Source organism: Zobellia sp. 1_MG-2023, from assembly GCF_030549125.1.
Taxonomy (GTDB): Bacteria; Bacteroidota; Bacteroidia; order Flavobacteriales; family Flavobacteriaceae; genus Zobellia; species Zobellia russellii.
The window spans coordinates 74,997-100,884 of the sequence record NZ_JAUOSY010000012.1 but is presented as its reverse complement, the minus strand read 5'-3'; the positions used below and the strand labels follow the sequence as shown (position 1 = coordinate 100,884).

28 protein-coding genes are annotated in these 25,888 nt (G+C 38.2%); 18 read left to right on the top strand and 10 right to left on the bottom strand.

Annotation, left to right across the window (positions count from 1 at the left end; all coding sequences use genetic code 11):
- Window positions 1-77: 77 nt before the first annotated feature.
- On the top strand, window positions 78-1,490 hold the full coding sequence (locus Q4597_RS18490) for an alpha/beta hydrolase (RefSeq protein WP_303407577.1): 1,413 nt from the start codon (window positions 78-80) through the stop codon (window positions 1,488-1,490).
- A 2-nt stretch (window positions 1,491-1,492) separates the two neighbouring features.
- On the opposite strand, the gene Q4597_RS18485 is transcribed toward Q4597_RS18490, so the two are convergent.
- Window positions 1,493-2,233 (bottom strand): DJ-1/PfpI family protein, encoded by a 741-nt coding sequence (locus tag Q4597_RS18485; RefSeq protein WP_303407575.1) that lies wholly within the window; start codon window positions 2,231-2,233, stop codon window positions 1,493-1,495.
- 83 nt (window positions 2,234-2,316) lie between these two features.
- Between Q4597_RS18485 and Q4597_RS18480 the strand changes: the two genes are divergently transcribed.
- Complete coding sequence (locus Q4597_RS18480; RefSeq protein WP_303407573.1) at window positions 2,317-2,967, top strand: DUF1684 domain-containing protein; 651 nt, start codon at window positions 2,317-2,319, stop codon at window positions 2,965-2,967.
- Window positions 2,968-3,044: 77 nt separating this feature from the next.
- Here the strand turns inward: Q4597_RS18480 and Q4597_RS18475 are convergent, their stop codons facing one another.
- The 4 genes from Q4597_RS18475 to crcB all read right to left on the bottom strand — a co-directional run bounded on the left by Q4597_RS18475 (window position 3,045) and on the right by crcB (window position 6,483).
- Window positions 3,045-4,109: a porin gene (locus tag Q4597_RS18475; RefSeq protein WP_303407571.1), complete on the bottom strand. Its 1,065-nt coding sequence runs from the start codon at window positions 4,107-4,109 to the stop codon at window positions 3,045-3,047.
- Window positions 4,110-4,224: 115 nt separating this feature from the next.
- Window positions 4,225-5,457, bottom strand: a complete 1,233-nt coding sequence (locus Q4597_RS18470) for an ammonium transporter (protein ID WP_303407570.1) — start codon at window positions 5,455-5,457, stop codon at window positions 4,225-4,227.
- A gap of 29 nt (window positions 5,458-5,486) precedes the next feature.
- Window positions 5,487-5,825, bottom strand: coding sequence for a P-II family nitrogen regulator (locus tag Q4597_RS18465; RefSeq protein WP_215441431.1), 339 nt, complete (start codon window positions 5,823-5,825; stop codon window positions 5,487-5,489).
- Between the two features lie 286 nt (window positions 5,826-6,111).
- Entirely contained in the window at window positions 6,112-6,483 is a 372-nt protein-coding gene (crcB, locus tag Q4597_RS18460) for a fluoride efflux transporter CrcB (RefSeq protein ID WP_215912623.1), read from the bottom strand.
- Between the two features lie 607 nt (window positions 6,484-7,090).
- Here crcB and Q4597_RS18450 point away from each other — a divergent pair.
- Window positions 7,091-7,477 (top strand): nucleoside triphosphate pyrophosphohydrolase family protein, encoded by a 387-nt coding sequence (locus tag Q4597_RS18450; RefSeq protein WP_215441437.1) that lies wholly within the window; start codon window positions 7,091-7,093, stop codon window positions 7,475-7,477.
- 95 nt (window positions 7,478-7,572) lie between these two features.
- Here Q4597_RS18450 and Q4597_RS18445 read toward each other — a convergent pair whose 3' ends face one another.
- Window positions 7,573-8,637: a branched-chain amino acid aminotransferase gene (locus tag Q4597_RS18445; protein ID WP_215912624.1), complete on the bottom strand. Its 1,065-nt coding sequence runs from the start codon at window positions 8,635-8,637 to the stop codon at window positions 7,573-7,575.
- A gap of 106 nt (window positions 8,638-8,743) precedes the next feature.
- On the opposite strand from Q4597_RS18445, the gene Q4597_RS18440 reads away from it, so the two are divergent.
- The 10 genes from Q4597_RS18440 to Q4597_RS18395 all read left to right on the top strand — a co-directional run bounded on the left by Q4597_RS18440 (window position 8,744) and on the right by Q4597_RS18395 (window position 18,314).
- Window positions 8,744-9,238 carry a DUF4920 domain-containing protein gene (locus tag Q4597_RS18440; protein ID WP_303407566.1) on the top strand — a complete coding sequence of 165 codons (495 nt, stop codon included), beginning with the start codon at window positions 8,744-8,746 and terminating at the stop codon, window positions 9,236-9,238.
- A 1-nt stretch (window position 9,239) separates the two neighbouring features.
- Entirely contained in the window at window positions 9,240-9,899 is a 660-nt protein-coding gene (mnmD, locus tag Q4597_RS18435; protein ID WP_303407564.1) for a tRNA (5-methylaminomethyl-2-thiouridine)(34)-methyltransferase MnmD, read from the top strand.
- A gap of 127 nt (window positions 9,900-10,026) precedes the next feature.
- Window positions 10,027-10,992 carry a TIGR01777 family oxidoreductase gene (locus Q4597_RS18430; RefSeq protein ID WP_303407562.1) on the top strand — a complete coding sequence of 322 codons (966 nt, stop codon included), beginning with the start codon at window positions 10,027-10,029 and terminating at the stop codon, window positions 10,990-10,992.
- Between the two features lie 203 nt (window positions 10,993-11,195).
- Window positions 11,196-11,741 (top strand): nucleotide exchange factor GrpE, encoded by a 546-nt coding sequence (locus Q4597_RS18425; protein WP_303407560.1) that lies wholly within the window; start codon window positions 11,196-11,198, stop codon window positions 11,739-11,741.
- 9 nt (window positions 11,742-11,750) lie between these two features.
- The gene (gene dnaJ / locus Q4597_RS18420; RefSeq protein WP_303407558.1) at window positions 11,751-12,884 is read left to right on the top strand and encodes a molecular chaperone DnaJ; all 1,134 of its coding nucleotides are present in this window, start codon (window positions 11,751-11,753) and stop codon (window positions 12,882-12,884) included.
- Between the two features lie 185 nt (window positions 12,885-13,069).
- Complete coding sequence (locus tag Q4597_RS18415; RefSeq protein WP_215441451.1) at window positions 13,070-14,011, top strand: ABC transporter ATP-binding protein; 942 nt, start codon at window positions 13,070-13,072, stop codon at window positions 14,009-14,011.
- Complete coding sequence (locus Q4597_RS18410; protein ID WP_303407556.1) at window positions 14,004-15,332, top strand: ABC transporter permease; 1,329 nt, start codon at window positions 14,004-14,006, stop codon at window positions 15,330-15,332. Before Q4597_RS18415 ends, Q4597_RS18410 begins: the two co-directional genes overlap by 8 nt.
- 2 nt (window positions 15,333-15,334) lie before the next feature.
- Window positions 15,335-16,270, top strand: coding sequence for a mechanosensitive ion channel family protein (locus tag Q4597_RS18405; RefSeq protein WP_215441455.1), 936 nt, complete (start codon window positions 15,335-15,337; stop codon window positions 16,268-16,270).
- Window positions 16,263-17,138 (top strand): DUF6268 family outer membrane beta-barrel protein, encoded by an 876-nt coding sequence (locus Q4597_RS18400; RefSeq protein WP_215441457.1) that lies wholly within the window; start codon window positions 16,263-16,265, stop codon window positions 17,136-17,138. The genes Q4597_RS18405 and Q4597_RS18400 overlap by 8 nt, the downstream gene beginning before the upstream one ends.
- 12 nt (window positions 17,139-17,150) lie before the next feature.
- Complete coding sequence (locus tag Q4597_RS18395) at window positions 17,151-18,314, top strand: sigma-54 dependent transcriptional regulator (protein WP_215441459.1); 1,164 nt, start codon at window positions 17,151-17,153, stop codon at window positions 18,312-18,314.
- A 40-nt stretch (window positions 18,315-18,354) separates the two neighbouring features.
- On the opposite strand, the gene Q4597_RS18390 is transcribed toward Q4597_RS18395, so the two are convergent.
- A complete protein-coding gene (locus tag Q4597_RS18390) occupies window positions 18,355-19,041 on the bottom strand; it encodes a hypothetical protein (RefSeq protein WP_303407554.1) in 687 nt (228 codons plus the stop codon).
- Window positions 19,042-19,241: 200 nt separating this feature from the next.
- On the opposite strand from Q4597_RS18390, the gene Q4597_RS18385 reads away from it, so the two are divergent.
- The 3 genes from Q4597_RS18385 (at window position 19,242) to Q4597_RS18375 (ending at window position 22,545) form a co-directional block, all read left to right on the top strand.
- Window positions 19,242-20,126, top strand: a complete 885-nt coding sequence (locus Q4597_RS18385) for a PPK2 family polyphosphate kinase (protein ID WP_303407553.1) — start codon at window positions 19,242-19,244, stop codon at window positions 20,124-20,126.
- Window positions 20,123-21,505, top strand: a complete 1,383-nt coding sequence (locus Q4597_RS18380; RefSeq protein WP_303407552.1) for a M20/M25/M40 family metallo-hydrolase — start codon at window positions 20,123-20,125, stop codon at window positions 21,503-21,505. The genes Q4597_RS18385 and Q4597_RS18380 overlap by 4 nt, the downstream gene beginning before the upstream one ends.
- A gap of 107 nt (window positions 21,506-21,612) precedes the next feature.
- Window positions 21,613-22,545 carry a peptidylprolyl isomerase gene (locus tag Q4597_RS18375; RefSeq protein WP_303407550.1) on the top strand — a complete coding sequence of 311 codons (933 nt, stop codon included), beginning with the start codon at window positions 21,613-21,615 and terminating at the stop codon, window positions 22,543-22,545.
- 529 nt (window positions 22,546-23,074) lie between these two features.
- Here the strand turns inward: Q4597_RS18375 and Q4597_RS18370 are convergent.
- Together Q4597_RS18370 and Q4597_RS18365 are read right to left on the bottom strand one after the other, a co-directional pair.
- A complete protein-coding gene (locus Q4597_RS18370) occupies window positions 23,075-23,269 on the bottom strand; it encodes a cold-shock protein (RefSeq protein ID WP_013994176.1) in 195 nt (64 codons plus the stop codon).
- Window positions 23,270-23,569: 300 nt separating this feature from the next.
- Window positions 23,570-24,208 carry a peroxiredoxin gene (locus Q4597_RS18365; protein ID WP_215441468.1) on the bottom strand — a complete coding sequence of 213 codons (639 nt, stop codon included), beginning with the start codon at window positions 24,206-24,208 and terminating at the stop codon, window positions 23,570-23,572.
- Window positions 24,209-24,317: 109 nt separating this feature from the next.
- Between Q4597_RS18365 and Q4597_RS18360 the strand changes: the two genes are divergently transcribed.
- Window positions 24,318-24,860, top strand: coding sequence for a YfiT family bacillithiol transferase (locus Q4597_RS18360; protein WP_303407547.1), 543 nt, complete (start codon window positions 24,318-24,320; stop codon window positions 24,858-24,860).
- 22 nt (window positions 24,861-24,882) lie between these two features.
- Here the strand turns inward: Q4597_RS18360 and Q4597_RS18355 are convergent, their stop codons facing one another.
- Window positions 24,883-25,440 carry a thioredoxin family protein gene (locus Q4597_RS18355; RefSeq protein ID WP_303407545.1) on the bottom strand — a complete coding sequence of 186 codons (558 nt, stop codon included), beginning with the start codon at window positions 25,438-25,440 and terminating at the stop codon, window positions 24,883-24,885.
- Between the two features lie 109 nt (window positions 25,441-25,549).
- Here Q4597_RS18355 and Q4597_RS18350 point away from each other — a divergent pair, with 109 nt between their 5' ends.
- Window positions 25,550-25,888, top strand: a complete 339-nt coding sequence (locus Q4597_RS18350) for a tRNA-binding protein (protein WP_215441474.1) — start codon at window positions 25,550-25,552, stop codon at window positions 25,886-25,888.

Sequence of the window (25,888 nt, the reverse complement as noted above, 5' to 3'; positions counted from 1 at the left end):
TTTTTACTGTCCGCTCACGTTAAGCAAAAATCTATGAATGTCTGTCTTTTGGCTAGATTTTTGATGATTCAATTTTTATGAAAAGAATACTATTGTTACTGGCCTTTAGTGCTATGTTTATTGGTTCTGCCCAAAATATCACCTTAAAAAAAGGCGTGGTAATAGATTCCCTGGCAGTTAATGATACAATTCCGGAAACCTTCTCTTTGTACCTGCCAAAAAAGTTTGACGTTTCAAAAACATGGCCAGTGGTGTTTGTTTTTGATATGAACGGCAGGGGTAGACAGGCCTTGGCCATGTTCAGTGCAGCTGCGGAAGAACAAGGTTATGTTCTTGCGGCGTCTAATAATGTTAGTGATACCTTATCTATTTCAAAGAACATTTTGGTTACCAGTAGAATGTTCAATACGGTAGCCACTATGTTGCCCATTAGAAAGAATGGTATATATACAGGCGGTTTCTCCGCGGGTGGCCGTTTTTCTACTTTGGTTCCCACGTTCATAAAAGGTGTTGAGGGAGTAATTGCTTGTGGAGCTGCAGTAGCTAACGTTGAGGTGCTTACCAGTAGAAATCCGTTTCATTTTATAGGTATAGTGGGGGATGAGGATTTCAGTTATTCTGAAATGCTATCCGTAGAAAAAATCTTGAGTAAGATGAAGTTTCCTAATCAGGTATTGGTTTTTGAGGGAGGCCACCAATGGCCAAGTACAAAAGAACTTGGTTCTGCTCTCAAAATTCTGACCTTGGCGGCTATGGCAAAAGGTAGGGCTCCTAAAGATGAAGCTTATATAGATGAGAGTTATAATGCGGATTTACTAAAGGTAAATAAATTATATACTACTAATAAACCTTTGTTAGCAGATGGTTGGTTAGAGGAAATGACGGAAATGTACCAACCTTTTGTCTCTTTAGATTCTATAAAGAACAGTAGAAAGACGCTTAGAAAAAGCAGGCTGTTCAGAAATCAAAATAGGGCGCAGAATTCAATTTTTTTAAAGGAAAGTTTTCTTAAGGACGAGTTTAACTATTACCTTGAAGAAGATATCCTAACATATAACTACAATAATTTGGGGTGGTGGAAGTATCAGATGGAAGAACTTCAGAAATTTCAGAAAAACCCAAATATACTGCAGCAAAAAATGGGGAAACGATTGGAAGGCTATGTAAAAGCGTTGGTTTCCGATAATGTAGATATATTAAGTGCGGAGAGTCCTATTGATGGCGAAGCACTTAACTTTTTATGGATGTTAAAGACCGTAATTGAGCCGGATAATTTTGAGAGCTACTTGAAAATTATATCCTATACAGCTAAAACCGATGATTATGGAACGGCGCTTTTCTATTTGGAAGAACTTTTAAAAAGAGGGTATACCAACCGTGGTGAGCTCTACGCTCTGGAAAATACGGCCTTATTACGTATAACGCCAGAGTTTAATGAGTTGGTAGAGAAGTATTTAAAAGAAGCTAGGTATTCTATTTTTGAAGAGTAACCTTATGGGGTTATTTTAAGATGAGGAACCTCGTTTAAATCCCAATCTATGACCAAGCCTTGAGCTAAAGCATCCGTAACCTCTTTTCCGTATAAATACTCGCATAAATAAAGTGCGGCTTCAAAGCTTTTTGCGCCTCCTGCAGAAGTAATGTACTTTCCATCATGAACAAATAGAACACTGTCCGCAACTTTAAGAGAGGGAAACATTTCTTTGTAAGCTTTAATATCACTAGGAAAGGTGGTTGAGGTTTTTCCTTTCAATACTCCGGCTTTGGCTAAAACAAAAGCGCCATCGCAATGGCTGGTCATGAATAAAGCAGAGCTATCTATTTTTCGTACAAAATTCAACATTATGCTATCTCTTAGGTCCGTATCTAAATGGTGTTCTGCGCTAGGAACTACCAAAATATCTATTGGGGGCAGTTGATCCGTGGTATAGTCAAAATCCGGTAGTAGGCGTATACCTTCAAAAGTGGTAACGGGTTCTAAGGTGTTGGCTACGGTAAAAGTGTTCATAGCTTTTATATTTTTTCTGAATTTGGTATGCTGAAAAATATCGAACGGAGCGGTTAATTCAGTGTTGAAAGTGCCGTTCATGATTAGAAAAGCTACGTTATAGCGATCGGGTAATATTTCGGGCATAACTCTTTCTGTTTCGACTTTTATTTTGACTTCTTTTTTGGGTGAGTTGCACGAGAAAAACAAGGTTAGGGCGAGTAGGATGGTGTAAAGTGCTTTCATTTTATTCATTTGGGTTGCAATGTACAACCGGTTCGATTAGGTTAATTACTTAATGTTGTATTTTTGTTGCAAAAATTAAGTTTATGAGAATTCTTGTTTTATTTTTTTTCTTTATGATTATAGGTTGCAAGACTGATAAAAAGTATCATGATGCACCTGAGGAAAAAGAGGTGGTTCTTGAAACCGATGCATTGCAGGCTATTTTGGATCATCAGAAAAAATTGAATGAGGAATTTAAAGATCCAGAAACATCGCCCTTGCCAGACCGTTACCGAAAAGACTTTGAAGCATTGGATTTCTTTGCTCCCGACACCAATTATGTAGTAACCGCCAAGTTTGTACGTACACCTGAGGCGTTGCCATTTTTAATGCCCAGCACTACTGGTGAGGCATCTGAAGAAACCGTTTACGGTATTGCCCATTTTACATTAAATGGAAAGAACCGACAGTTAGAGGTGTATCAAAACAAAGAACTAATGCAGCAGGAAAAGTATAGGGATTATCTCTTTTTGCCTTTTACAGATAATACTAATGGAGAGCAGACGTACACAGGCGGGAGATATATAGATCTTTCAATACCTGATGGCGATACCATTGTTATAGATTTCAATAAAGCTTACAATCCGTATTGTGCCTATAATAAAAAGTTTTCTTGCCCTATTGTACCCAGTGTGAATAATTTGGATACCGAGATTCGTGCCGGGGTAAAAGCTTTCGAACCTAATAAAAAATAAAGACCCCAACGTTAAACGTCAGGGCCTTTACTTGAATTAGCTTTAAATTATAAACACTTAACCATTATAATTCTTTTTTAGAAAGAGTAGACCGCAGCCAACACAAAAGAAGAAAGGCCTCCAATTGGGTTTCCGTCATTGTCAATGAATACTTCTTCTGAAGCACTGTCTAATCTTAATTCTGGCTTGATGATCAAGTCACCAATAGTTGCGCTACCGGTAAGGGTTACAGCAAATACACTTGCGTCACCATCAGCATCTGATCCACCAACTGCTCCAAAGAAATCGGTTTCAGCAAAATATTCACCTCTTAAGCCTATAGAGAAATTGTCAGAAGTGGCCAACTGTGGGTAAACTGCCAAACCTGCAAAGCTACCAACACCGTCATCTTCGTCACCATCAAAATAAGCAGCGTTCAGTCCTAGGAAGAAAGTATCAGAAAGGTCAAAACCACCTGTGAAATCTACTTCGTAAGAACCGTTGTCAATTAAAAGGTTCAAATATTGACCGCTGTAGCCTAATTGAGCTCCCCAAGCATACTGTCCTGTTGGGTTGAACTCTGTAAGGTCAGTTGGGTTCATTACCGCTAACATTAAGCTGAAATCATCAGATAAAGCAAAATCTGCTTTAAGACCGGTATGTGAAAACGGACCGTAAGAGAACAAGTAAGATGTGCTGTAGTTAAAGTTGGCAACCGGAGAGATAACCTCGTAACCTAAGAAGGTGTTAAAGTTACCAAAGGTTAATGTTACGGCATCACTTACATTCCAGTAAGCATACAATTGGTTAACAATGTTTCCTGTAGCAGAATACATTGGAGAAGCAAAAATGGCATCCGTTCCTCTAGGGCCGAAAACTAAATCAGCTACAAAACCTACTTTTTCACCTTCGTAAGCACCAATAACATTGGCCATACCTAAGGCGAATCCTGGTAGGTTAGCGAATGAGCTTCCTGGAGCTTGAGCATCTTCTCCGTTAGGTGCATTTAAATTTGCTCTATAATACGCATCAACAGAACCACTGAAAGAAAATTTCGGCTTTGATTCTTCTTCCTCTTGTGCAACAACCGCTGTTGCAGAGAAAAGTAGTATTGCTAGGAAAAATAGATTTTTTACGTATTTTGTATTTGTAATCGCTTTCATCTGAATTTTGTTTAGTTATCCCTGTGTGGAATGATTATTTTAATCTGTAAAGATTTTGAAAGGGTTATATAACGGAGCGTTCTGCAAAACGCTCCGTTTCTAATTAATATGGTTATTAGTCGTTTATGAAATCTGGGTAAGCATCCATACCGTGCTCGTGAATGTCAAGACCTTCGATCTCTTCTTCTTTGCTCACTCTAAGTCCCATTACTGCTTTTAGGGTTCCAAGGATAATGAATGTGCAAACTACACAGAAGACACCTACGATCAATACTCCGTACAATTGGGTCATGAATTGTTCAACACCTGCTTTTGCTCCAAAGATTCCTACTGCTAATGTTCCCCAGATACCACAGATCAAGTGAACTGCAACGGCACCAACAGGATCATCTAGTTTTAATTTATCTACTAGAGCAACGCCTAAGACAATGATAAGACCGGCCAAGAATCCAATCATGATTGCTTCGTTAGGAGACATAAGGTCCGCGCCAGCGGTAATACCTACAAGGCCACCAAGAATACCGTTAAGGAACATGGTTAAATCTAAGTTCTTATATAGTATGGTAGATAGGATAAAGGCTCCAAAACCACCTGCAGCTGCTGCTAAACTTGTAGTTACCAATACAAGTGAAGTTAATTCTGGGTCGGCTGAAAGTACAGATCCACCGTTAAACCCGAACCATCCTAACCAAAGGATAAGTACACCTGCGGTTGCTAATGGTATGTTATGGCCTGGTATGGCCTTAGGCTTACCGTTTTCGTCAAATTTGCCAATTCGTGATCCTAGTAAGAAGATAGCAACCAATGCTGCCCAACCACCTACAGAGTGAACCAAAGTAGAACCTGCAAAATCATAGAAACCCCATGAATCCAAGAAACCACCACCCCATTTCCAAGCACCTACTATTGGGTAAACAAGACCTACGTAGATTACGGTAAAGATCATAAAGGCACCAATTTTCATACGTTCTGCAACGGCACCGGATACGATAGTTGCTGCTGTAGCTGCAAACATACCTTGAAACAAGAAGTCTGTCCACCAAGTGTAACCGCCATCTGCGTATTCAGGAGTCATTCCGTTTTCTGGAGCTGCAATACCAAAGCCTGCAAATCCGAATATACCTGAAGAACCTTCTTCAAAGCCTGGGTACATCATGTTAAAGCCCCATGCGTAGTAAAGTAAAAGTCCACCTGTAATAATAAAGATGTTCTTAAATAATATGTTTATTGTATTTTTTTGTCTGGTAAGGCCTATTTCTAAAAAGGCGAATCCGGTGTGCATGAAGAATACCAAAGCGGTAGCCAACATCATCCAAACGTTATTTGCTGTAAATAATCCTGCGTCCATTTTCTTTAAAGTTTAGTTATTGGTTTTTTTTAGTTGATTCCAGCTTGCCCGCTTTCTTTGGTTCGTATTCTGTAAGCTTCAAGAACCTCGGAAACAAATATTTTTCCATCTCCAACATTACCGGTATAAGCTGCTTCAAGAATGGTATCAACCGTACGCTCAACAAATTCATCGGATACTACTATAGAAAGGTATCTTCTTTGAATGTCGCTCGTACTATAAGAGATTCCTCTATAGACATGACCTTGTTTTTCGTTTCCTACCCCTGTTACATCCCAGTAACTGAAGAAGTTCACCTCTATTTGATGAAGCGCTTTTTTTACGTCATCAAACTTCGATTTTCTAATGATTGCCTCGATTTGTTTCATAATAATTGTATTAATTAGAGAAACAAATGTATGTTAAAATAATTAACACCCCATAAATTTTGGGGTGTTATGCTTTATTTTTATGTTTATGTGAAATTATACCCCTATTTTTTTGGGGTATCTTAATAAAATTTGTTCAAAATGTATTTTTGCTGACGTAAAATCAGAGAATCTGATGGAATATTGAAAAAAATGGACAAAAAATGTCATAAGGTTAGATAATCATAAGCTGATTACCTAAAACTTTGAATTTTTGATAGGGTAGAAAAAGGGAGGATAAAGGCCTTTAGACCAATTTAGACAACCAAAGGCCCAGTGCAACGGCCAAAATGCCAACAATAACACTAGAAATAAGATAGGTAAAGAAACCTATAAATTCTCCTGACGTTAAAAGTGAGTGCTTTTCAAAAGCAAAGGTGGAAAATGTAGTAAAGCCTCCGCAGAAACCGGTAGCGAACAAAAGTGTCTGGTTAGAGGTTAAATAATTTGTCTTAACAGAAAGACCTAAAATAAGACCTATTAGTAAACAGCCTAGAACGTTTACAATAAAAGTACCTAGAAAGAAATGTTGAAAGTGATTGTTGAGTGATTTGGAAACCAGATAGCGAAGTATACTACCTATGCCACCTCCAAAGAATACAAGTAACAATTGTTTCATCTGCGCAAATTACGTAAATAATTTGTCAGCTTGGTAATGCTTTTTGTGGATAGTTTTAAACGGCTTTCTTAAACTTGGAAGAAAGATTGTTAAGCGTATAAACTTTAGATGATGCAGATTTGGATGCATTCTCTTCCGTCTTTTTTGCTCCATTAGATATTCCACTTAAGCTAAATACCATAAACAAAGCATTTGCCCCGATTAAAACTAAAAGTATTGTGAAGAAAGTCATCATTTTTTTACCCCTTTGGAATACATAACGCAAAATTACGCTATTTGTTATGTTATACGAGAAGAAATAACTTTTAGTCGTGAAAAGCGGTGTTTTTATCGAGACTATAAATATTGTCCTAATTTTTAAGGAAATGCTTAATAAAAAGTAGGATTATTACGAAGGATATGAATAAAAGTCCCACCCATTTAACCCCTTTGTAGTTTTTTGCGTGTAGTTTTTTGTCTTTTTTGTAGGACAAAAAGATAATTACGATAAAACAGATGGCAAAAAGCGCGGCAAAAACGATTTGTCCGGTGGTGAACATATTCTTTATTTTTATGCAAAATTACGCTATTATTGGCAGAAACTATTTTTAAATCAATACAACTATATATGAAAAACAAAATTAGTGCGGTAGCGCTTTTCCACAACTCGTTTGGGTTGGGAGTCTCAGAAACCATGCGTGCAGATTTAGGGGAAGCCAAGAACCTGCTCAGGTTTAATTTGATGGATGAGGAGAATCAAGAATATCTGGAGGCGGCAAGAAATAATGACCTGGTAGAAGTTGCAGATGCCCTTGGTGATATGCTCTACATCTTGTGCGGGACTATTCTTGAGCACGGTATGCAACATAAAATAGAAGAAGTGTTCAATGAAATACAACGTAGTAATATGAGTAAATTGGGGCAAGACGGTAAGCCTATCTACCGCGAAGATGGTAAGGTGTTAAAAGGGCCCAACTATTTTAAACCTAATATTGCGGAAATTTTGGAGAAATAATTCTACGTTTAAGAGAATGAAAAACGGGTGCTAGTTTTAGCACCCGTTTTTTATCCTATATAATAAGATGTTCACTTTATGTAAACGGTCTTATTTTAAAGCCCTACTCTCCAACCAAATGGGTCTTCGGCACGGTTGTATTGTATATCCGTAATGTCTTTCTTTATTTGAGAGGCAAAACTGTTTTCCAATTCCGGTAAATCATAATCTACACCTCTGTAGCCAAATGCGGAAATTGGTGAAACTACGGCAGCAGTTCCCGCTCCGAACATTTCTTTAAGTCTTCCGTTCTTGGCGGCTTCAACAACTTCGGCAACTGTAATCTTTCTTACTTCGGTTTTAATACCTTTTTGTTCTGCCAGTTGCAAAATACTTTTTCGTGTTATACCGTCTAATATACGGTCACTTGTTGGGCCTGTAATTAAAGTATCGTCAATACGAACAAAAATGTTCATGGCACCGGCTTCCTCAATATATTCATGATTGTGGTCATCGGTCCAAATAACTTGATTGTATCCTTTTTCAACCGCTAATTGGGTTGGGTAGAACTGTCCGGCATAATTGCCACCAGTTTTAGCATAACCTACACCTCCGTTCGCGGAACGCGAATATTTTTCTTCAATAAGTACTTTGACTTTTCCGGAAAAATAGGATCCAGATGGTGCAAGACATATTATAAATTTATAAGCATTTGCAGGAGAAGCGTGAAAACCGTTCCCGGAAGCAAACATAAAAGGTCTTATGTACATAGAGCTCCCTTCGGTCTGCGGAATCCATTTTTCTTCCAATTCCAATAGCGCCTTTAGGCCTTCCATGAAAAATTCTTCGGGCAATTCCGGAATGGCCATACGTTTTGCGGAGATGTTCAATCTTTTAAAGTTCTCCAACGGTCTAAAAAGCCACGTTTTGTTATTATCATCTTTGTAGGCTTTCATTCCTTCAAAAATAGACTGCCCGTAATGGAAAATTTTTGCAGACGGGTCAAGGCTAATGGGCTGGTAGGGAGTTATTTTTGGAGTTTCCCAAGCACCATTTTTATAATCGCAGACCAGCATGTGATCAGTAAATACACTCCCAAAAGCGAGATTGTTGAAATCTACTTGTTCAATCTTTGATTCTTTTACCTTTTCAATGCTGATTTTTTGCATGGTCGAGTTCATAACTTTTTAAATTAAAGGATTAAAATTAACGATTTATCCTTACCTGTTCTTCTTTTTTCGTTGAAAAATGCCCAGTTTTGCGGTACTTATCTAATTTTTATAGGAAATGCGTGTATTTAACAATTTACTTGCGGTTTTTATGGTGGTTTTGGCCTGTAGTGGGCAAGAAACCAAAGAGATAACTTACAATGGCGTCAACTATAAAATGATTGGCGAGAATTTGGAAGCCTCCAATGCATTGACCAGTGCCGAAATGGCCCGAAAATTTAGCGGTATGTCCGTGCAGGATACATTACACACAAAATTTAAAGCTACGATAACAGATGTTTGTAAGGTTAAGGGCTGTTGGATGAAGTTGCAATTGAACGACGGACGGGAAACTATGGTCCGCTTTAAGGATTATGGCTTTTTTATGCCAAGTGATATTACGGGTAAGGAAGTAATCGTTAATGGTTATGCATATGTAGAGTCTATGAGCGTAGAGGACCAAAAACATTACGCAAAAGACGGGGGGAAGTCTGAGTCTGAAATCGCAAAAATCAAGGAGCCAAAGAAAACTCTAGGTTTTGAGGCAGATGGTGTTTTGATAGAAAATAAATAGTTTGGAAAGAAAAATTATCACAACGGGCGATGGGTCAAAGACCATTCAGATTTCTGATTGGGACGAACAGTACCATTCAAAACACGGGGCGGTTCAAGAGGCGTATCACGTTTTTATAAAACATGGTTTATCTCTTTTTTTTGGAAAAAACATACATATTCTTGAAATAGGCTTCGGGACGGGACTCAATGCGCTTATTACTCGAATAGAATCAAAGAAAAATCCCACTGAAATTACTTATAGGGGGGTAGAGGCATATCCGGTCTCACCAGAAGAATTGGAACAACTCAATTATATATCCGAGTTAAAAGCCGAAGAATTCAGGTCGGATTTTGAGAAAATGCATACCGCTCCATGGGAAAATGATGTTCGGATTTCGGAAAATTTTCTCTTGAAAAAGGAACAGAAGTTTTTTGCGGATATTGATGATGAAAATGTTTTTGACCTGGTTTATTTTGATGCCTTTGGCGCAAGGGTGCAACCTGAACTTTGGACAGAGGATATTTTTTCCAAGATGTACTGTGCTATGAAAAAAGACGGAGTGTTAGTTACATATGCTGCCAAAGGCAGTGTTAGAAGGGCAATGTTAGCGGTTGGTTTTGAGGTAGAACGCCTGCCTGGTCCCCCGGGAAAAAGAGAAATGTTAAGGGCTAAAAAGTAACTGTTTGTACTAACAAAAGGTTAATTATAAACGGGTTATCGGCATTTCTTAACATATTGGCACGTATTAGTGTTAAATCCGAATTAAATGATAGTCAGCTAGTTTGCAAAAGCTATACCTTTGAATCATGAGAATACTGATTACAGGGGCAACAGGTCTAGTGGGCAGTGCGATTGTGGAGCAATGTCAAAGGAAAGATATTGCCGTAAATTACCTTACTACAAGTAAAAGTAAAATTTCTTCAAAGCCGGAATACAAGGGGTATTATTGGAACCCTGATAAAGGCGAAATCGATTTGGATTGTCTAACTGGGGTTTCTGCTATTATAAATTTGGCGGGGTCTTCCATTTCTAAAAGATGGACATCTAGCAATAAAAAAAAGATAATATCCAGCAGGGTCAATTCCTTAAGGACTTTATATACGGCATTAGAAAAGGTAGATACCAGTAAAATATCATCTTTTGTATCGGCATCTGCAATTGGTAGATACCCAGATTCTTTAAGTAAATTTTATACCGAAGAAGATACAGAGGTTGATGATAGTTTTTTAGGTGAGGTTGTAGCATTGTGGGAAAATGAAATAGATCGCTTCAATACCTTTGGTTTTAATGTTGCCAAGGTAAGAATAGGTTTGGTAATGTCATGTAAGGGAGGAGCGCTTCCGGAAATGGCAAAACCAATTAAGAATTATGTGGGAGCTGCATTTGGTAGTGGAGAGCAGTGGCAGTCTTGGGTTCATATTTCGGATTTGGCAAGAATGTTTTTGTTTGTTGTAGAATATGGTCTGGATGGCGTGTTTAATGGGGTAGGGCCAAACCCTGTTACCAATAATAAATTGGTAAAAGAGATAGCTAAGGTTCTAGAAAAGCCAGTTATACTTCCTAATATTCCAAGAATGGCTATGAGAATTATTTTGGGTAAAATGTCTTATCTACTCTTTGCTAGTCAGCGCGTAAGTTGCAAGAAAATAGAGGAAGAGGGGTTCAATTTTATCTATCCTAATGTTTGTGTTGCCTTGGAAGCTATATATAATAGTAAGGAATGCACTAAAACATCTAATATTAAAACTTTATCAAAAGAATATATTCCCTAGTAAATTATTTGGGTTATAATAAAGTATAGGATACCTGCTTAGGCAGGTATTTTTTTGCTTTAATATTTAACGGTGTGGTTTGTTGGGGTTGTAGAAACTTTAGAGATATTTTTTTGATTTCTTTTTTTAGTGACATTTTGACATTTTTAAAGAAATGGCAGTACTTTTGCCAACCTAAAAGCGAGAATTCAAATTGTATCACAATGAGCGATAAACAAAATACAGAAGACCTTGATCAGGTATTGGACAAAGACCAAGCAGAAACAACGTCTGAAAATAATATAGAGCAAGAAGAACAAAGTGTGGAAGAACAATTAAGAGAGGACCTTGCGAAGGAAAAAGATAAATTTCTACGGTTGTTTGCTGAGTTTGAAAACTTCAAGAAACGAACTTCAAAAGAGCGAATGGATTTATTTAAGACCGCTGGACAGGAAATTATGGTTTCTATGTTGCCGGTTTTAGATGATTTTGAACGCGCTTTAAAAGAGATGGCCAAATCTGAGGATAAAGAGATGTTTAAAGGTGTAGAACTTATTAGAGTAAAGTTCCGTGAGACTTTAAAATCTAAAGGACTAGAAGAGGTAAGTGCCGAAATAGGCGATGCTTTTGATGCAGATGTGCATGAGGCTATTACACAAATACCTGCCCCTAACAAAAAACTTAAAGGAAAGATTGTTGATGTGGTTGAGAAAGGGTTTAAGCTTGGTGATAGAATCATTCGTCACCCAAAAGTGGTAGTAGGAAATTAAAAAGCAAGGATGAAGGAAGATTATTATGACGTACTTGGCATAAGTAAAAGTGCCAGCGCAGCAGAGATAAAGAAAGCCTATAGAAAAAAGGCGTTGCAGCATCATCCGGATAAAAATCCGGGAGATACCAAGGCTGAGGAAATGTTCAAAAAGTCTGCGGAAGCATATGAAGTGTTGAGCGACCCTGACAAAAGAGCACGTTACGATCAGTTTGGGCATGGTGCTTTTGACGGTTCTGGCGGCTTTGGCGGTGGCGGAATGAATATGGATGATATCTTCAGCCAATTTGGAGACATTTTCGGTAGCGCTTTTGGCGGTGGCGGAGGTGGTTTTGGTGGTTTTGGCGGCGGCGGCTTTGGTGGCGGTGGTCAACGTAGGGTTAAAGGAAGTAACCTTCGCATCCGTGTAAAGTTAACGCTTGAGGAAGTTGCCAACGGCGTAGAGAAAAAAATAAAGGTTAAAAGAAAAATCCAGGCAAGTGGTGTAACCTACAAAACATGTGCAACATGTGGTGGTAGGGGACAGGTTACCAAAATCACCAATACAATTCTTGGACGTATGCAGACCGCAGCTACTTGCAGCACATGTGGTGGTAGCGGTCAGGTTTTGTATAAAAAGCCTAGTGATGCAGATGCACAAGGGCTTAAGGTGGCAGAGGAAACCGTATCAATAAATATTCCTGCAGGGGTTGAGGACGGTATGCAGTTAAAGGTGCCCAATAAAGGTAACGATGCTCCGGGCAATGGCGTTCCGGGAGATTTGTTGGTAGCTATTGAAACGGTTGATCATGAGACTTTAAAGCGCGAGGGAGACAACCTTCACTATGACTTATATATTAGTTTTTCAGAAGCCGTTTTAGGTACTTCCAAAGAAATTGATGCCGTTGGTGGAAAGGTGCGTATAAAATTAGAGTCAGGTATCCAGTCCGGTAAAATATTACGTTTAAGAGGTAAGGGTATCTCTAGTATTAATGGTTATGGTAGCGGTGATTTATTGGTTCATGTTAATGTTTGGACTCCAAAAGAGTTGAACAAAGAGCAAAAAGAGTTCTTTGAGCGAATGCAGAACAATGAAAACTTTTTGCCAAAACCTGAGAAATCTGACAAATCTTTCTTTGAAAAAGTAAAAGATATGTTCTCATAATTCATATGAATTGCGTTTTAAATAAAAAACGTATATTTGATTTAATATTGGTATTCCAATATTAATTTTCTTTTTCATAGCAATTTTTTTCCCATCCTTATTTGCTTAAGGGTGGGTTTTGTTTTTAGGAATATATTGGCAATGTCTTGTGAGGACAAAAAACTATCTTTGACAAAATTGCTTACATGGATAATATTTTGGTCACTAAAGAGGTCACCAAACAATTTGGGGAATATACCGCTCTAAATAATGTATCGTTAGAGATTCCCAAAAATAGTATTTACGGACTCCTAGGTCCAAACGGTGCTGGGAAGACTACCCTTATTCGTATTATAAATCAGATTACGTATCCGGACAGTGGTGAGGTTTTGTTTGATGGAAAACCCTTAAAGGCGGAACACGTAGCACAAATAGGATACCTGCCGGAAGAGCGCGGTCTTTACAAGAGCATGAAAGTGGGCGAGCAAGCACTCTACTTGGCACAATTAAAAGGCTTATCTAAAGCTGAAGCCAAAAAAAGGCTTAAATTTTGGTTTGAGCGTTTAGAAATTGGGGATTGGTGGAACAAAAAAATCCAGGAACTTTCTAAAGGGATGGCTCAAAAAATACAGTTTATTGTAACCGTATTACATGAACCCAAATTATTGATTTTTGACGAGCCCTTTAGCGGGTTTGATCCTATTAATGCCAATATTATAAAGGATGAAATTCTTAAGCTGAAGGAGAAGGGTACATCAATTATTTTTTCTACGCATAGGATGGAATCTGTAGAGGAACTTTGCGAGTACATTGCACTGATCCATCGTTCCGAAAAAATATTGGACGGTAAGCTATCGGACATTAAAAAAGCATATAAAAACAATGTTTTTAAAGTGGGCTTACAGACCCAGCATGCAGATATGCTCTTAAAAGAACTAACGGATAAATTTACCATTAACACCTCCCAATTTGACGCCGAAGAAAATCAGTTGGATCTTACACTGCAATTACCCACTAATGATTCTCGTGAGGTGCTCACCTATTTATCGTCCAAAGCAAACATCAATCACTTTGTAGAGACCATTCCGTCTACAAGCGAAATTTTTATACAAACCGTACAAAGCAAAAGTAAAGGTCTAAATGAATAAGCTATCACTTATTATAAAAAGGGAGTATTTGGCAAAGGTGCGGAATAAGTCCTTTGTAATAATGACATTTTTAAGTCCCATTCTTATGGTTGCCATGGTGGTGCTTGTTGCATATCTGGCCAAAGTGAACGATAATGAATCTAGGATTATCGGTATATTGAACCAAAGCGATTATTTTTCAAATGATTTTGTTCCTAGTGAGACTACTTCATTTGTAGAGTTTAGTGATGTAACCTTAGAGGAAGCAAAAGATTCCGTTGCCAGTTTAGGCTTTGATGGGCTGCTATACCTTCCTAAGGACTCTAGTTTAAGAGAGGTAACTGAAAATTCGTTTTTTTATACCAAAGACGCTCCACCTACACAGGTGGTAGAACGTTTGGAGAATACCATCCAAGAACGATTGCGGCAAGAACGGTTACACGAAATGGGTATCTCGGCAGCAGATTTTGCCAAGATGGATGCAAATTTTGAGATGAACACCGCAACCTTTACGGGGGAAACCAATCTTAAGGGAATCAATGAAATAAAAGCTTTTATTGGTGGAGGTTTTGGTTATCTCATCATGATGTTTATAATCATTTATGGTGGTTTTGTAATGCGTAGTGTAATAGAGGAAAAGACCAGCCGTATTATTGAGGTAATTATCTCTTCAGTTAAGCCTTTTCAACTTATGCTGGGTAAAATTATAGGTACTTCCTTGGCGGGAATCACTCAGTTTGCCATATGGATCATCTCCGCAGGTATTCTTTTATTAATATCATTTGCAGTTTTTGATATTGATCCTGTGGCTCTAAATACTGGGGCTACTATAGCTTCCAGTATGGGGGGCGGGTTACCTTCCGTGGATCATACCATGCAACTGTACGCTCAGGAACTGTTCAAGATTCCATGGGTAATGCTCATTACCTTCTTTCTTATCTATTTTGTTTTGGGATACTTGATCTACAGTTCAATTTATGCAGCTATTGGTGCTGCGGTAGACAATGAAACGGATACTCAGCAATTTATATTTCCTATTATTCTTCCTCTAATGTTGGCCATTTACGTGGGTTTCTTTTCGGTTTTTAGTAATCCTCATGGCCCCATAGCAGTTGGTTTTTCGTTATTTCCATTAACATCTCCAATTGTTATGCTCATGCGCTTACCTAGAGGAATTGGAGAAGGAGGTGTGCCTGTTTGGGAGTTGATAACATCTATTATTCTTTTAATCGTTACATTTATAGGTATCGTTTGGTTGGCGGCAAAAATATATAGAGTAGGTATCCTTATGTACGGTAAAAAGCCAACCTACAAAGAATTGTTCAAGTGGTTAAGATATTGATCATGATTCAGGACACACAAAGTAAAGTAGAGGAAATAATAGAAGAAGATATTTGGGGAGCCATTAAAGACTTTCTTAATCTAGGCCTCAAATATGGCGAAGGCGAGAACACCATTAACATAACCATTGGTCTTCTACTTTTGCTAGTTGCTGCATTTTTGATTACCGGAGTGGTTTTAAAATGGTTGCGAACCCTTTTAACCAGACGTATGTCCGGAGATGATAAGCTTAAGTTTATTAGCGTTTTTAAGTTTATTAGGTACGTTGTCTATATGGTGGTCATACTTTTGACCATGAGTGCGGCAGGAATAGATATAACACTGCTTCTTACGGCTTCGGCGGCACTTTTTGTAGGTTTGGGGTTGGCATTACAGGAGCTTTTTCAAGATGTAATAGGTGGTATTTTTATAATAATTGACAAGTCTCTCCATGTTGGGGATATTATAGAGGTAGACAGTAAGGTAGGTAAGGTGTTCGAAATAAAATTGAGAACCACCCGCGCCATTACAAGAGATGATAAGGTTATTATTATTCCCAACCACAAGTTCATTAGTGATATAATTTACAATTACACCCAAAACCATAAAACCACTAGGGAGCAGATTAAAATAGGAATTGCCTATGGTAGTGATGTTAATTTGGCCACCAGTATTTTAGAAGGAATTGCTGCAAAGCAAAAAGGGCTGTTAAAAAGCCCCAAACCATTTGTAATTTTTGAAGATTTTGGCGATTCGGCCTTAATGTTTTCCCTTAATTTCTATACGAACGATAGTTTTAGTGTCCCCAAAATAAAAAGTGAAATGCGTTATAAGTTAGACGCGGAATTTAGAAGTAACAATATTTCTATACCTTTTCCGCAAAGAGATATACATATTATTCAGCAAAAGCCGTTTCAATATAGTAATACAAGTAATATTGAACCAAAACAGGGTGAATAGTAGCAAGTTTAGTGCCCGTATTATCTTTTTTCTTTTATGGTCTTTTGTGGGGTTCGGACAAACCCCGGACGTAGTAAGATTAGAGTACATGATGATGCCAAGGAACAATTCCGATGCGGAGTTGTCCCGAATGAAGCTTTTGGTAAACGTGCCAATAAAAGTTAAGGATTCCAATAACCTTGTTATTGGAGCGGAGTATAACCGTCTAGCCTATAATCTCGCGCGAGAGCTTCCGTTCAGTAATGCAGGGTTAAAACAGTTTCATGTAGTGGATTTTAATATGGCCTATGTTTGGAAATTCAATCCAAATTGGCGCTTTATTGGGGTGGTCACGCCCCGTTTGTCATCTACCTTAACAAACCCAATTGAGAATGGGGATTTTTCAGTGAACTCAACAATCGGTTTTTTAAAAGAGAAGAAAAATATAGACAAACCAAGTATAATGGTGTTAGGTCTTGCCTATAATTCTACGGTAGCACTTCGTGTCCCCATTCCTATTTTTTATTACGAACAGCGTTTTCATAAAAACTGGAGTTTTGTAGTTGGGATACCCAAAACGGGAATGAAATACCATTTAAAAGAAAGACACCAATTTCAAACTGAGTTTATATTTGATGGGTATTATGTGAATTTGCAGAATAATATAGTGCTGCCAAATACGATAAGTGCTTCTTCCGTATCCTCGTCTGCGGCCTTGGTAACGGTAGGTTATCAGTTTAAGTTGGCGGCGAGTACGTTCGTTTACGCCTACGCTGGTCATACGGTATTTCAAGACGGTGTTTTGAGAGATGAAGAAAGAAATGATATTTTTACGTTAAACGATAACCCTAGTTTTTATTTTAGAACAGGATTTAGAATAGGACTTTAAAATTAAGATACTATGCCCAAAATTTTAATAATTGAAGACGAAGCCGCAATTAGACGTGTATTGGTCAAGATTCTCTCAGAAGAGAGCGATAGCTATCAGTTAGAAGAGGCGGAAGATGGAGTTAAAGGTCTAGAGGCAGTAAAGAACAATGATTATGATCTTGTGCTTTGTGATATAAAAATGCCTAAAATGGATGGGGTAGAAGTGTTGGAGGCAGCTCGTAAGATAAAACCGGAAACACCATTTATCATGATTTCCGGGCACGGAGATTTGGATACTGCGGTCAATACAATGAGGCTAGGAGCGTTTGATTACATTTCAAAACCACCGGACCTTAATAGGCTTCTGACTACCGTTCGTAATGCGGTGGATAGAAAAGTATTGGTAGTAGAGAATAAGAAGTTAAAGAAAAAGGTTAGCAAGAATTATGAGATGATAGGTGAGAGTAAAGAAATCACCGTCATTAAAGATATGATTGAAAAAGTAGCACCTACGGATGCACGTGTACTTATTACAGGTTCAAATGGTACCGGTAAGGAATTGGTTGCGCATTGGGTGCATGAAAAGAGCGAACGTAGCTCAGCCCCTTTTGTTGAGGTGAACTGTGCGGCCATACCTTCGGAATTAATAGAGAGCGAACTCTTTGGCCATGTAAAAGGTGCCTTTACATCTGCCGTTCGCGATCGTGCCGGTAAATTTGAAGCGGCAAATAAAGGAACCATTTTTCTAGATGAAATTGGTGATATGAGTTTATCTGCTCAGGCTAAGGTGTTGAGAGCACTACAGGAAAGTAAAATATCTCGTGTAGGAACGGATAAGGATATAAAAGTAGATGTACGCGTTATAGCGGCAACCAACAAAAATCTTAAAAAGGAAATAGAAGAAGGTAATTTCCGTGAAGATTTATACCATAGATTGGCGGTTATATTAATTCAGGTTCCAGCTTTGAACGATAGGCGTGATGATATTCCTTTGCTTATTGAACATTTTGCGAAAAAAATAGCTTCGGAACAGGGCAGTGCTTCCAAAACGTTTTCGGCGAAAGCCATAAAACTTTTAAAAAGTTACGATTGGACCGGGAATATAAGAGAGCTTAGAAACGTAGTTGAACGTTTAATTATCTTGGGAGGGAAAGAAGTTACGGAAGAGGATGTAAAACTCTTTGCAAGCAAGTAGCAAGAGTGGGTATGGAAATAAGCAAAGGTTAGGAACAATTCTATCTTTCACATTTACCCAAACGCTCCAAAGCTTGTGCAGTTATCTCTTTTGTCTTTAGATTGTAGTATTTCTTACTTTCGGACAGGTGCGGCTTAAGAAGTTCTTGCTCACAGTTTTCATAGATGTTTTGTGCAAAGGCTCTGGCTTCGGCACAATCTACTGTATTTATAACCTTGTCCAATGAAGCTTTGTACTTCAATAAAGAGGTATCTATCTTTTGTTGTATTTTGGTATTATCAAGGAAGGACATAGTAACTTCTTCCTCAGGATTTTCTACATTCATGACCAGATTATTGGAACCATATATGCTGCCATGCTCATCATGATTGGCAATGGCTTCTAAACTTTCTTTACTGAATTCAAGCGCTTTGTTAAGTAATATGCGGGTACCGGCAAGAGAGGTGGCTCTGGTGGCATTTTTTAGATATTCAATATTCTCTATGACACTGTCCGAAGCATATTCACAACCGCAATCCGCTATTTGATTTTTCGATTTTTCAAGTGCATTCAGGGCCTTAAATGTATAGAATCTGGCCATTTGCAAATCTTTCATAGAAAGTGCTTTTTTGGTCTGGTTTTTTACGTAGCCCAAGTTAGAATTGGCATAATCGCAATCTTGGGTGGCTCCAAAAGAGTGCGAAAATGAAAACATGAAAAGAAATAATATAAAGTAGTATAACTTCATAGGCTAGGCTTTTTCTGCTGTAAAATTTGGGGTTATTTACGGTGTAAAGTTAAGCACGCCAGCTTGTTAACCTGTAGTTTTTTCGATGGACAACCTACTGTGCATGGTATTTTGGATAAACCGGGCAGTTCTGTTGTTAAACGGTCATTTTTTTTAACATTTGATACCGTTCAACGGTAAAATAGTTTTATATTCAACCTATGTACGAGTCAAAAATTACTTCATTTAGAGTGGACGGGAAGGTTAAACTTCTAGAGCGGCCCACGAGAGAGGATTTCGGTAAGACCGATAAAGAATTAAAAAAGGATTTAGAAAACATCCGTGAAGAGCTAGGTGATTTTCAAGACACACTATATGCTCATGCGAAATATAGTGTTCTTATCTGTCTACAGGGTATGGATACCGCTGGTAAGGACAGTTTGATTCGTGAGGTGTTCAAGGACTTTAATGCACGCGGTGTTGTGGTACACAGTTTTAAAGTGCCTACGGAGTTGGAGCTGGGCCATGATTATTTGTGGAGGCATTACATAGCTTTGCCTGCCAAAGGTAAATTTGGGGTTTTTAATAGAACACATTATGAGAATGTCCTGGTAACCCGTGTACATCCTGAATATATTATGGGAGAGCACATTCCTGGGATTCATTCGGTAGCAGATATAGATCAAAAATTTTGGGATAAACGTTTTGAACAAATCAATAATTTTGAGCGCCACATTGCCGAAAATGGTACGATTATCTTTAAATTTTACCTGCACCTATCTAAAGAGGAACAGTGCTTAAGATTACTTAGAAGGCTAGCTTTAAAACGTAAAAATTGGAAATTTTCCCCGGGAGATCTTAAAGAACGCAAACTTTGGGATACGTACCGGAACTGTTACGAAGAAGCTATTAATGAAACATCCAAAGCCCATGCGCCTTGGTACATTGTACCTGCGGACAATAAAAAAGCGGCACGGGTTATTGTAGCATCCGTTTTACTGGAAGAACTTAAAAAGTATAAGGATATTAAGGAACCGGAGCTAGACGATAAGATAAAGGCCAATTTGGCACTCTATAAAGAACAATTGGAAAAAGAAGCAGAATGAAGAAAGTTATAGTTCTCTTGTTGGGCTTAATCTTTAGTACCTATGGATACGCTCAGAACGATGATGAGAAACAAATAAAAAAAATATATAATCAAGCGCTTACTAAAGGGAAGGCTTATGATTGGCTCAATTACCTTTCCAATCAGATAGGAGGTAGGTTATCCGGCAGTGTGCAGGCGCAATTGGCAGTAGATTATACTAAGGCACAGTTAGATTCCTTGGGTCTTGATAGAGTATGGCTTCAGCCGGTAAAAGTGCCAAAATGGGTACGGGGCACTCCTGAATTCGCATATTTTGAAACCAGTCCGGGTTTATCTACAAACGTGTCAATTTGTGCCTTGGGAGGTTCTGTGGCTACTCCATTGGGCGGACTAAAAGCCGGGGTGGTAGAAGTACAAGGAATAGAAGACTTGGAAAAGTTGGGCAAATCAAAAATAGAGGGCAAAATTGTTTTTTATAACCGTCCTATGGACCCAACGCTGATCAGCACGTTTGCCGCATATACGGGTTGCGTAGATCAACGTTATTCCGGAGCGGAGGAAGCCGCTAAGTATGGAGCGGTTGGCGTAATCGTAAGATCAATGAATTTGAGGTTGGATGATTACCCACATACAGGATCTATGGGGTATGGAGACACACCTGTGTCAAAAAGGATTCCGGCTGCGGCCATTAGCACAAAGGGAGCAGAGCTGTTGAGTACAACCTTAAAGTTGAGTGAGGATACTCAATTTTATTTTAAACAGAACTGCAAACAGTTTGATGATGTGGAGTCGTTTAATGTAATTGGGGAGATTAAAGGAAGCGAGTTCCCAAACGAAATTATGGTCGTAGGAGGACATTTGGATTCTTGGGACCTTGGAGACGGTTCTCATGATGACGGAGCGGGATGTGTACAGAGTATGGATGTATTACGCTTGTTGAAAACTACGGGTTATAAGCCTAAAAGAACTATAAGGGTGGTTTTGTTCATGAACGAGGAAAACGGATTAAGAGGCGGTAATAAGTATGCCGAGGTAGCCAGCAATAAAAAAGAAAAACACGTTTTTGCTTTAGAGAGTGATGCAGGTGGTTTTACCCCTCGCGGATTTTCTTTTGATTGTTCCGATGAAAACCTAAAACAGGTTCAAAGTTGGAAAACTTTGTTTGAACCGTATTATATTCACCTTTTTGAGAAAGGCTATAGCGGTGCGGATATTCGCCCGTTAAAAGATGACCAAATGGTATTGGCCGGCTTAAGACCGGATTCACAACGCTATTTTGTGCATCACCATGCAGAGAACGATACTTTTGAGCATGTTAATAAACGTGAGCTGGAACTAGGTGCCGCCAGTATGGCCAGTTTAGTGTATTTGTTTGATAAATATGGCGTTGTAAAGTAATTTTTTCACTGATTTGGGAGCGTAACGGAATAGTTGTAAGGAGACTTTTCCCTCCAATTTTTCCGAACAAATTTGCTTATCTTTGCCGCTCATTAAAAAAATGAAAAATGCAAGACGGAATCTACGCAAAATTCAATACGGACAAAGGTGAAGTAGTAGTAAAACTCACCCATGATAAAACTCCGGGTACGGTAGGTAACTTTGTTGCCCTTGCCGAAGGAAAACAAGAAAATACTGCAAAAGCAGCAGGTGAACCTTATTATGATGGATTAAAATTCCATAGGGTAATTCCTGATTTTATGATACAAGGTGGATGCCCTCAAGGAACAGGTACAGGTGATGCCGGTTATAAATTTGATGACGAATTTCATCCGGACTTAACCCATTCTGCACCAGGAGTACTTTCTATGGCTAACGCCGGTCCTGGAACCAACGGTAGCCAGTTTTTCATTACGCATGTGCCAACACCGTGGTTAGATAATAAACATACTGTATTTGGTCATGTAGAAAGTGGTCAAGATGTGGTTGATGCTATTGCTCAAGGCGATAAAATAAATAGTTTAGAGATTGTTCGTGTAGGTGATGAAGCCCAAAATTGGGATGCACTGGCTAGTTTTGAAAAATTTAAAAGTTCCAAGGAAGAGCGCCTAGCGGAAGAGAAAGCAAAGCAAGCTGCTGAATTAGATAAAATAGCTGCAGGTTTTGATGAAACCGCAAGTGGGTTACGTTACAAAATGATTCAAAAAGGGAGTGGTGCACAAGCTGAAAAAGGTAAAACCGTATCAGTACACTATGAAGGTTCTTTGGTGAACGGCCAAGTTTTTGATTCTTCGTACAAGCGTAATCAACCTATTGATTTTCAATTAGGGGTTGGCCAAGTAATCCCAGGATGGGATGAAGGTATTCAACTTCTGCAAGTAGGAGACAAAGCAAGATTGGTTATTCCGTCTAGTTTAGGATATGGTAGTGCTGGTGCAGGTGGGGTTATTCCTCCTAATGCCACATTATTATTTGATGTAGAATTGATGGATGTGAAATAAAGAAAAGTAATTTATTCTTTGTTACAGTATACAAAGCCTTGGCAGAAATGTCAGGGCTTTTTTATGTTATAGGTGGAAGCTGTACTTAGAATAAAGAGTTTATTCTAAGCTTTGTCAGCCTATGTAAAAGCAGGTGGAGTTATATAAACGCTGAAATTTATGCTGGAAAAAAACAAAAGAAGGAAGGGCAGCGCAATTTTTAGGTCGCTCTGCTAAAGAATCAATGCCCCGCCAATAATGATTATCGGGAGTTCTTGGCTCTATTTGTGCTTAATATGAGTAAAACAATATTTACTACAAGCAATACGAAAATAATACCAAAAAAAGTAAGCATATTCTATTGTTTGGTTAAGTGGGGAAAACCTAGTTTTTAACTAGACGCACAATAAGTAAAAGGGTTGCGTTAAAAACTTAAAAACAAATGTACGAAAATTACGACAAAAATAGAATTTCTTGTATGTGGGAAAGAAAAAAGCCCCGTTACCATTGGTAACAGGGCTTTTGTATAAAAAAAGTTTTTGCGTCTTTCTTAGTCAACTACTTTCACATTTACCGCGTTCAGTCCTTTTTTACCTTGTTGTAGCTCAAATTCTACAACGTCACCTTCACGAATTTCATCGATTAAACCAGAAATGTGTACAAAGTGATCTTCGCTTGAACCATCTTCAGTGATAAATCCGTAACCTTTGGAATCATTGAAGAATTTTACTGTTCCTTTACTCATAATACAAAAAAATTAAATTAAATTATGCCGCAAAGATAACTATAAAAAATTAATTCAATGATTTTTACCAAGTTATCTTTACTTTAACTGAGGGTTAGGGTTAAACTTTCTGTTTTTGCCAAAACCTACCTAATAGCTTTTCTTTGAGTTTCTTACATCCTATCGTTAAGTATCCAGTAAAGTTTTTTAGTTTGGACCTAGTAAGTTAAGCTACTTTTTTATGTAAGAATTTTAGAAATGATAAAGCCATCTATTTTAATTAAAAAGTAGATGGCTCTGTAAAAATATTAAAGGACCTTTTTATGCAGTTGGGTCTGGTGTCATACGCAAATAAGGTTTTACTTCATTAACGCCCTTACTGAAAATTGTTTTGGCATCTTCTGTAGAAATTGCTGGGCTAACAACAACGTCCTCACCATTTTTCCAGTTAGCAGGTGTTGCTACCTTATGGTTTGCAGTAAGTTGTAATGAGTCAATAACCCGTAACAATTCATAAAAATTACGACCCGTAGAAGCAGGGTAGGTCAACATAAGTTTAACCGTTCTGTCCGGAGCAATAATAAATACAGAACGTACAGTTAGGGTACTATCCGCTTTTGGGTGAATCATGTCATATAAATCGGAAACCTTTCGGTCTTCATCTGCTATAATCGGAAATTCTACATTAGTATTCTGAACTTCATTAATGTCTTTGATCCACTCTACATGAGATGCGGCACCATCTACACTCAATGCAATCATTTTAACGTTACGTTTATCAAATTCACCTTTAAATTGTGCAGCGGTACCTAATTCCGTAGTACAAACCGGTGTAAAGTCTGCAGGGTGGGAAAATAGAATTCCCCAGCTATCACCTAGATAATCGTATAGGTTAATTTCGCCTATGGAACTGTCTGCCGTAAAGTTAGGGGCTTTATCGCCCAATCGTATTGTTGCCATTATAATATGTTTTTAGGGTTGAAATTTAATCCTATAAATTTAGTAGATTAATGAAGCACAACCTTAATTTTATGGTTAAAAATGTATTAAAGTTTCTTACTTTTAAAGCATGGAAAAGAACAAGTTGGAACAGTTAAAATACCCAATAGGAAAATTTGAGGCGCCTGCACAAATAACCCATGAACACATAAAGGAATGGATTCATGTTTTGGAGATGATTCCTCAAGAATTGGAGAATTTGGTCAAGAATTTAAACGAAGAACAGTTAGAGACACCCTACCGTCCCGAGGGGTGGACGGTAAGACAAACGGTGCATCATATTGCAGACAGTCACCACAACAGCTATATTCGTTTTAAATGGGCACTAACAGAGGATAATCCCGTCATAAAAGCTTACGATGAAAAAGCTTGGGCCGAACTTTTTGATACTAGAACAGCACCTATTCAACTATCACTTGATCATTTAAAGGCGGTGCACGGTAAACTGGTTCACTTGTTAAAGGGACTTTCAAATGTACAACTCCAAAGAACATTTACCCATCCGAGCGGAAATGTTCAAGTACCTCTAGACCTTAATATTGGTCATTATGCATGGCATGGAAGACATCATTTTGCCCAAATTTTTAATTTAATAGAGAGAAAGGGCTGGTAGTCCATAATTCAAAAGTTGGGGACTATTTTTTCCATTTTATATTACAGCCAATACTTGGTTTTTGGTGTGCGTTTACCGGCGTATTATCTATTAAGGCATCAAGGGCATTTTTTAGGTCATTCCCGGTTACAGGTATTCCATTTCCAGGTCTGGAATCATCAAACTGCCCACGATATACCAACTTTAAATCGGCGTCAAATACATAAAAATCAGGAGTACAGGCGGCATCGTAAGCTTGAGCTACAGCTTGTGTTTCATCATACAAATAAGGAAAAGTATACCCTTCTTCCTGGGCTGTTTTTTTCATGAGATGGGGTGCATCCTGTGGGTAGTTTATAACATCGTTACTTGAGATGGCAATGAAACCTATTCCTTTGGTCTGATAGATTTTGGCCATTTTAGCCAGTTCAGGGCTTACATGTTTAACAAAAGGGCAATGGTTGCATATAAAAGCAATAACCGTTCCTTTGCTACCTTTTAGTTCGGTTAGGCCGGCTTGGGAATCGGTTATGGTATTCAACAAGTTAAAATCCGGTGCTATAGTGCCAAGCGGAAGCATGTTACTGGGTGTATTTGCCATTTTTGTTATGTTTAAAGCTTAAAGTTATAAAAAGAATTTTGAGTGTCTTTGCCAAACCGTAATCTATTTTTACCTTCATCTTCTATAAGTGAATTAATTTTTTTATTACATGGAGAAAACGATAAATTGGGAAGATTTTGCAAAAATAGATATGCGTGTGGGAACGGTTGTAAGAGCTGAAGATTTCCCGGAAGCCAGAAATCCGGCATATCAATTACATATAGATTTTGGTGAAGAAATTGGAGTAAAAAAGACATCTGCCCAGGTCACTACACTTTATACCAAAGAACAACTCTTAGGTTCACAGGTAGTTGCGGTAGTTAACTTTCCTAAAAAACAAATTGCAAATTTTATGAGCGAATGTCTTATATTGGGTGCTGTCAACGGCAAAGATGTAGAGCTTTTAGAACCAAAAGCAGTTGTTGCCAACGGATTGAAAATATCATAA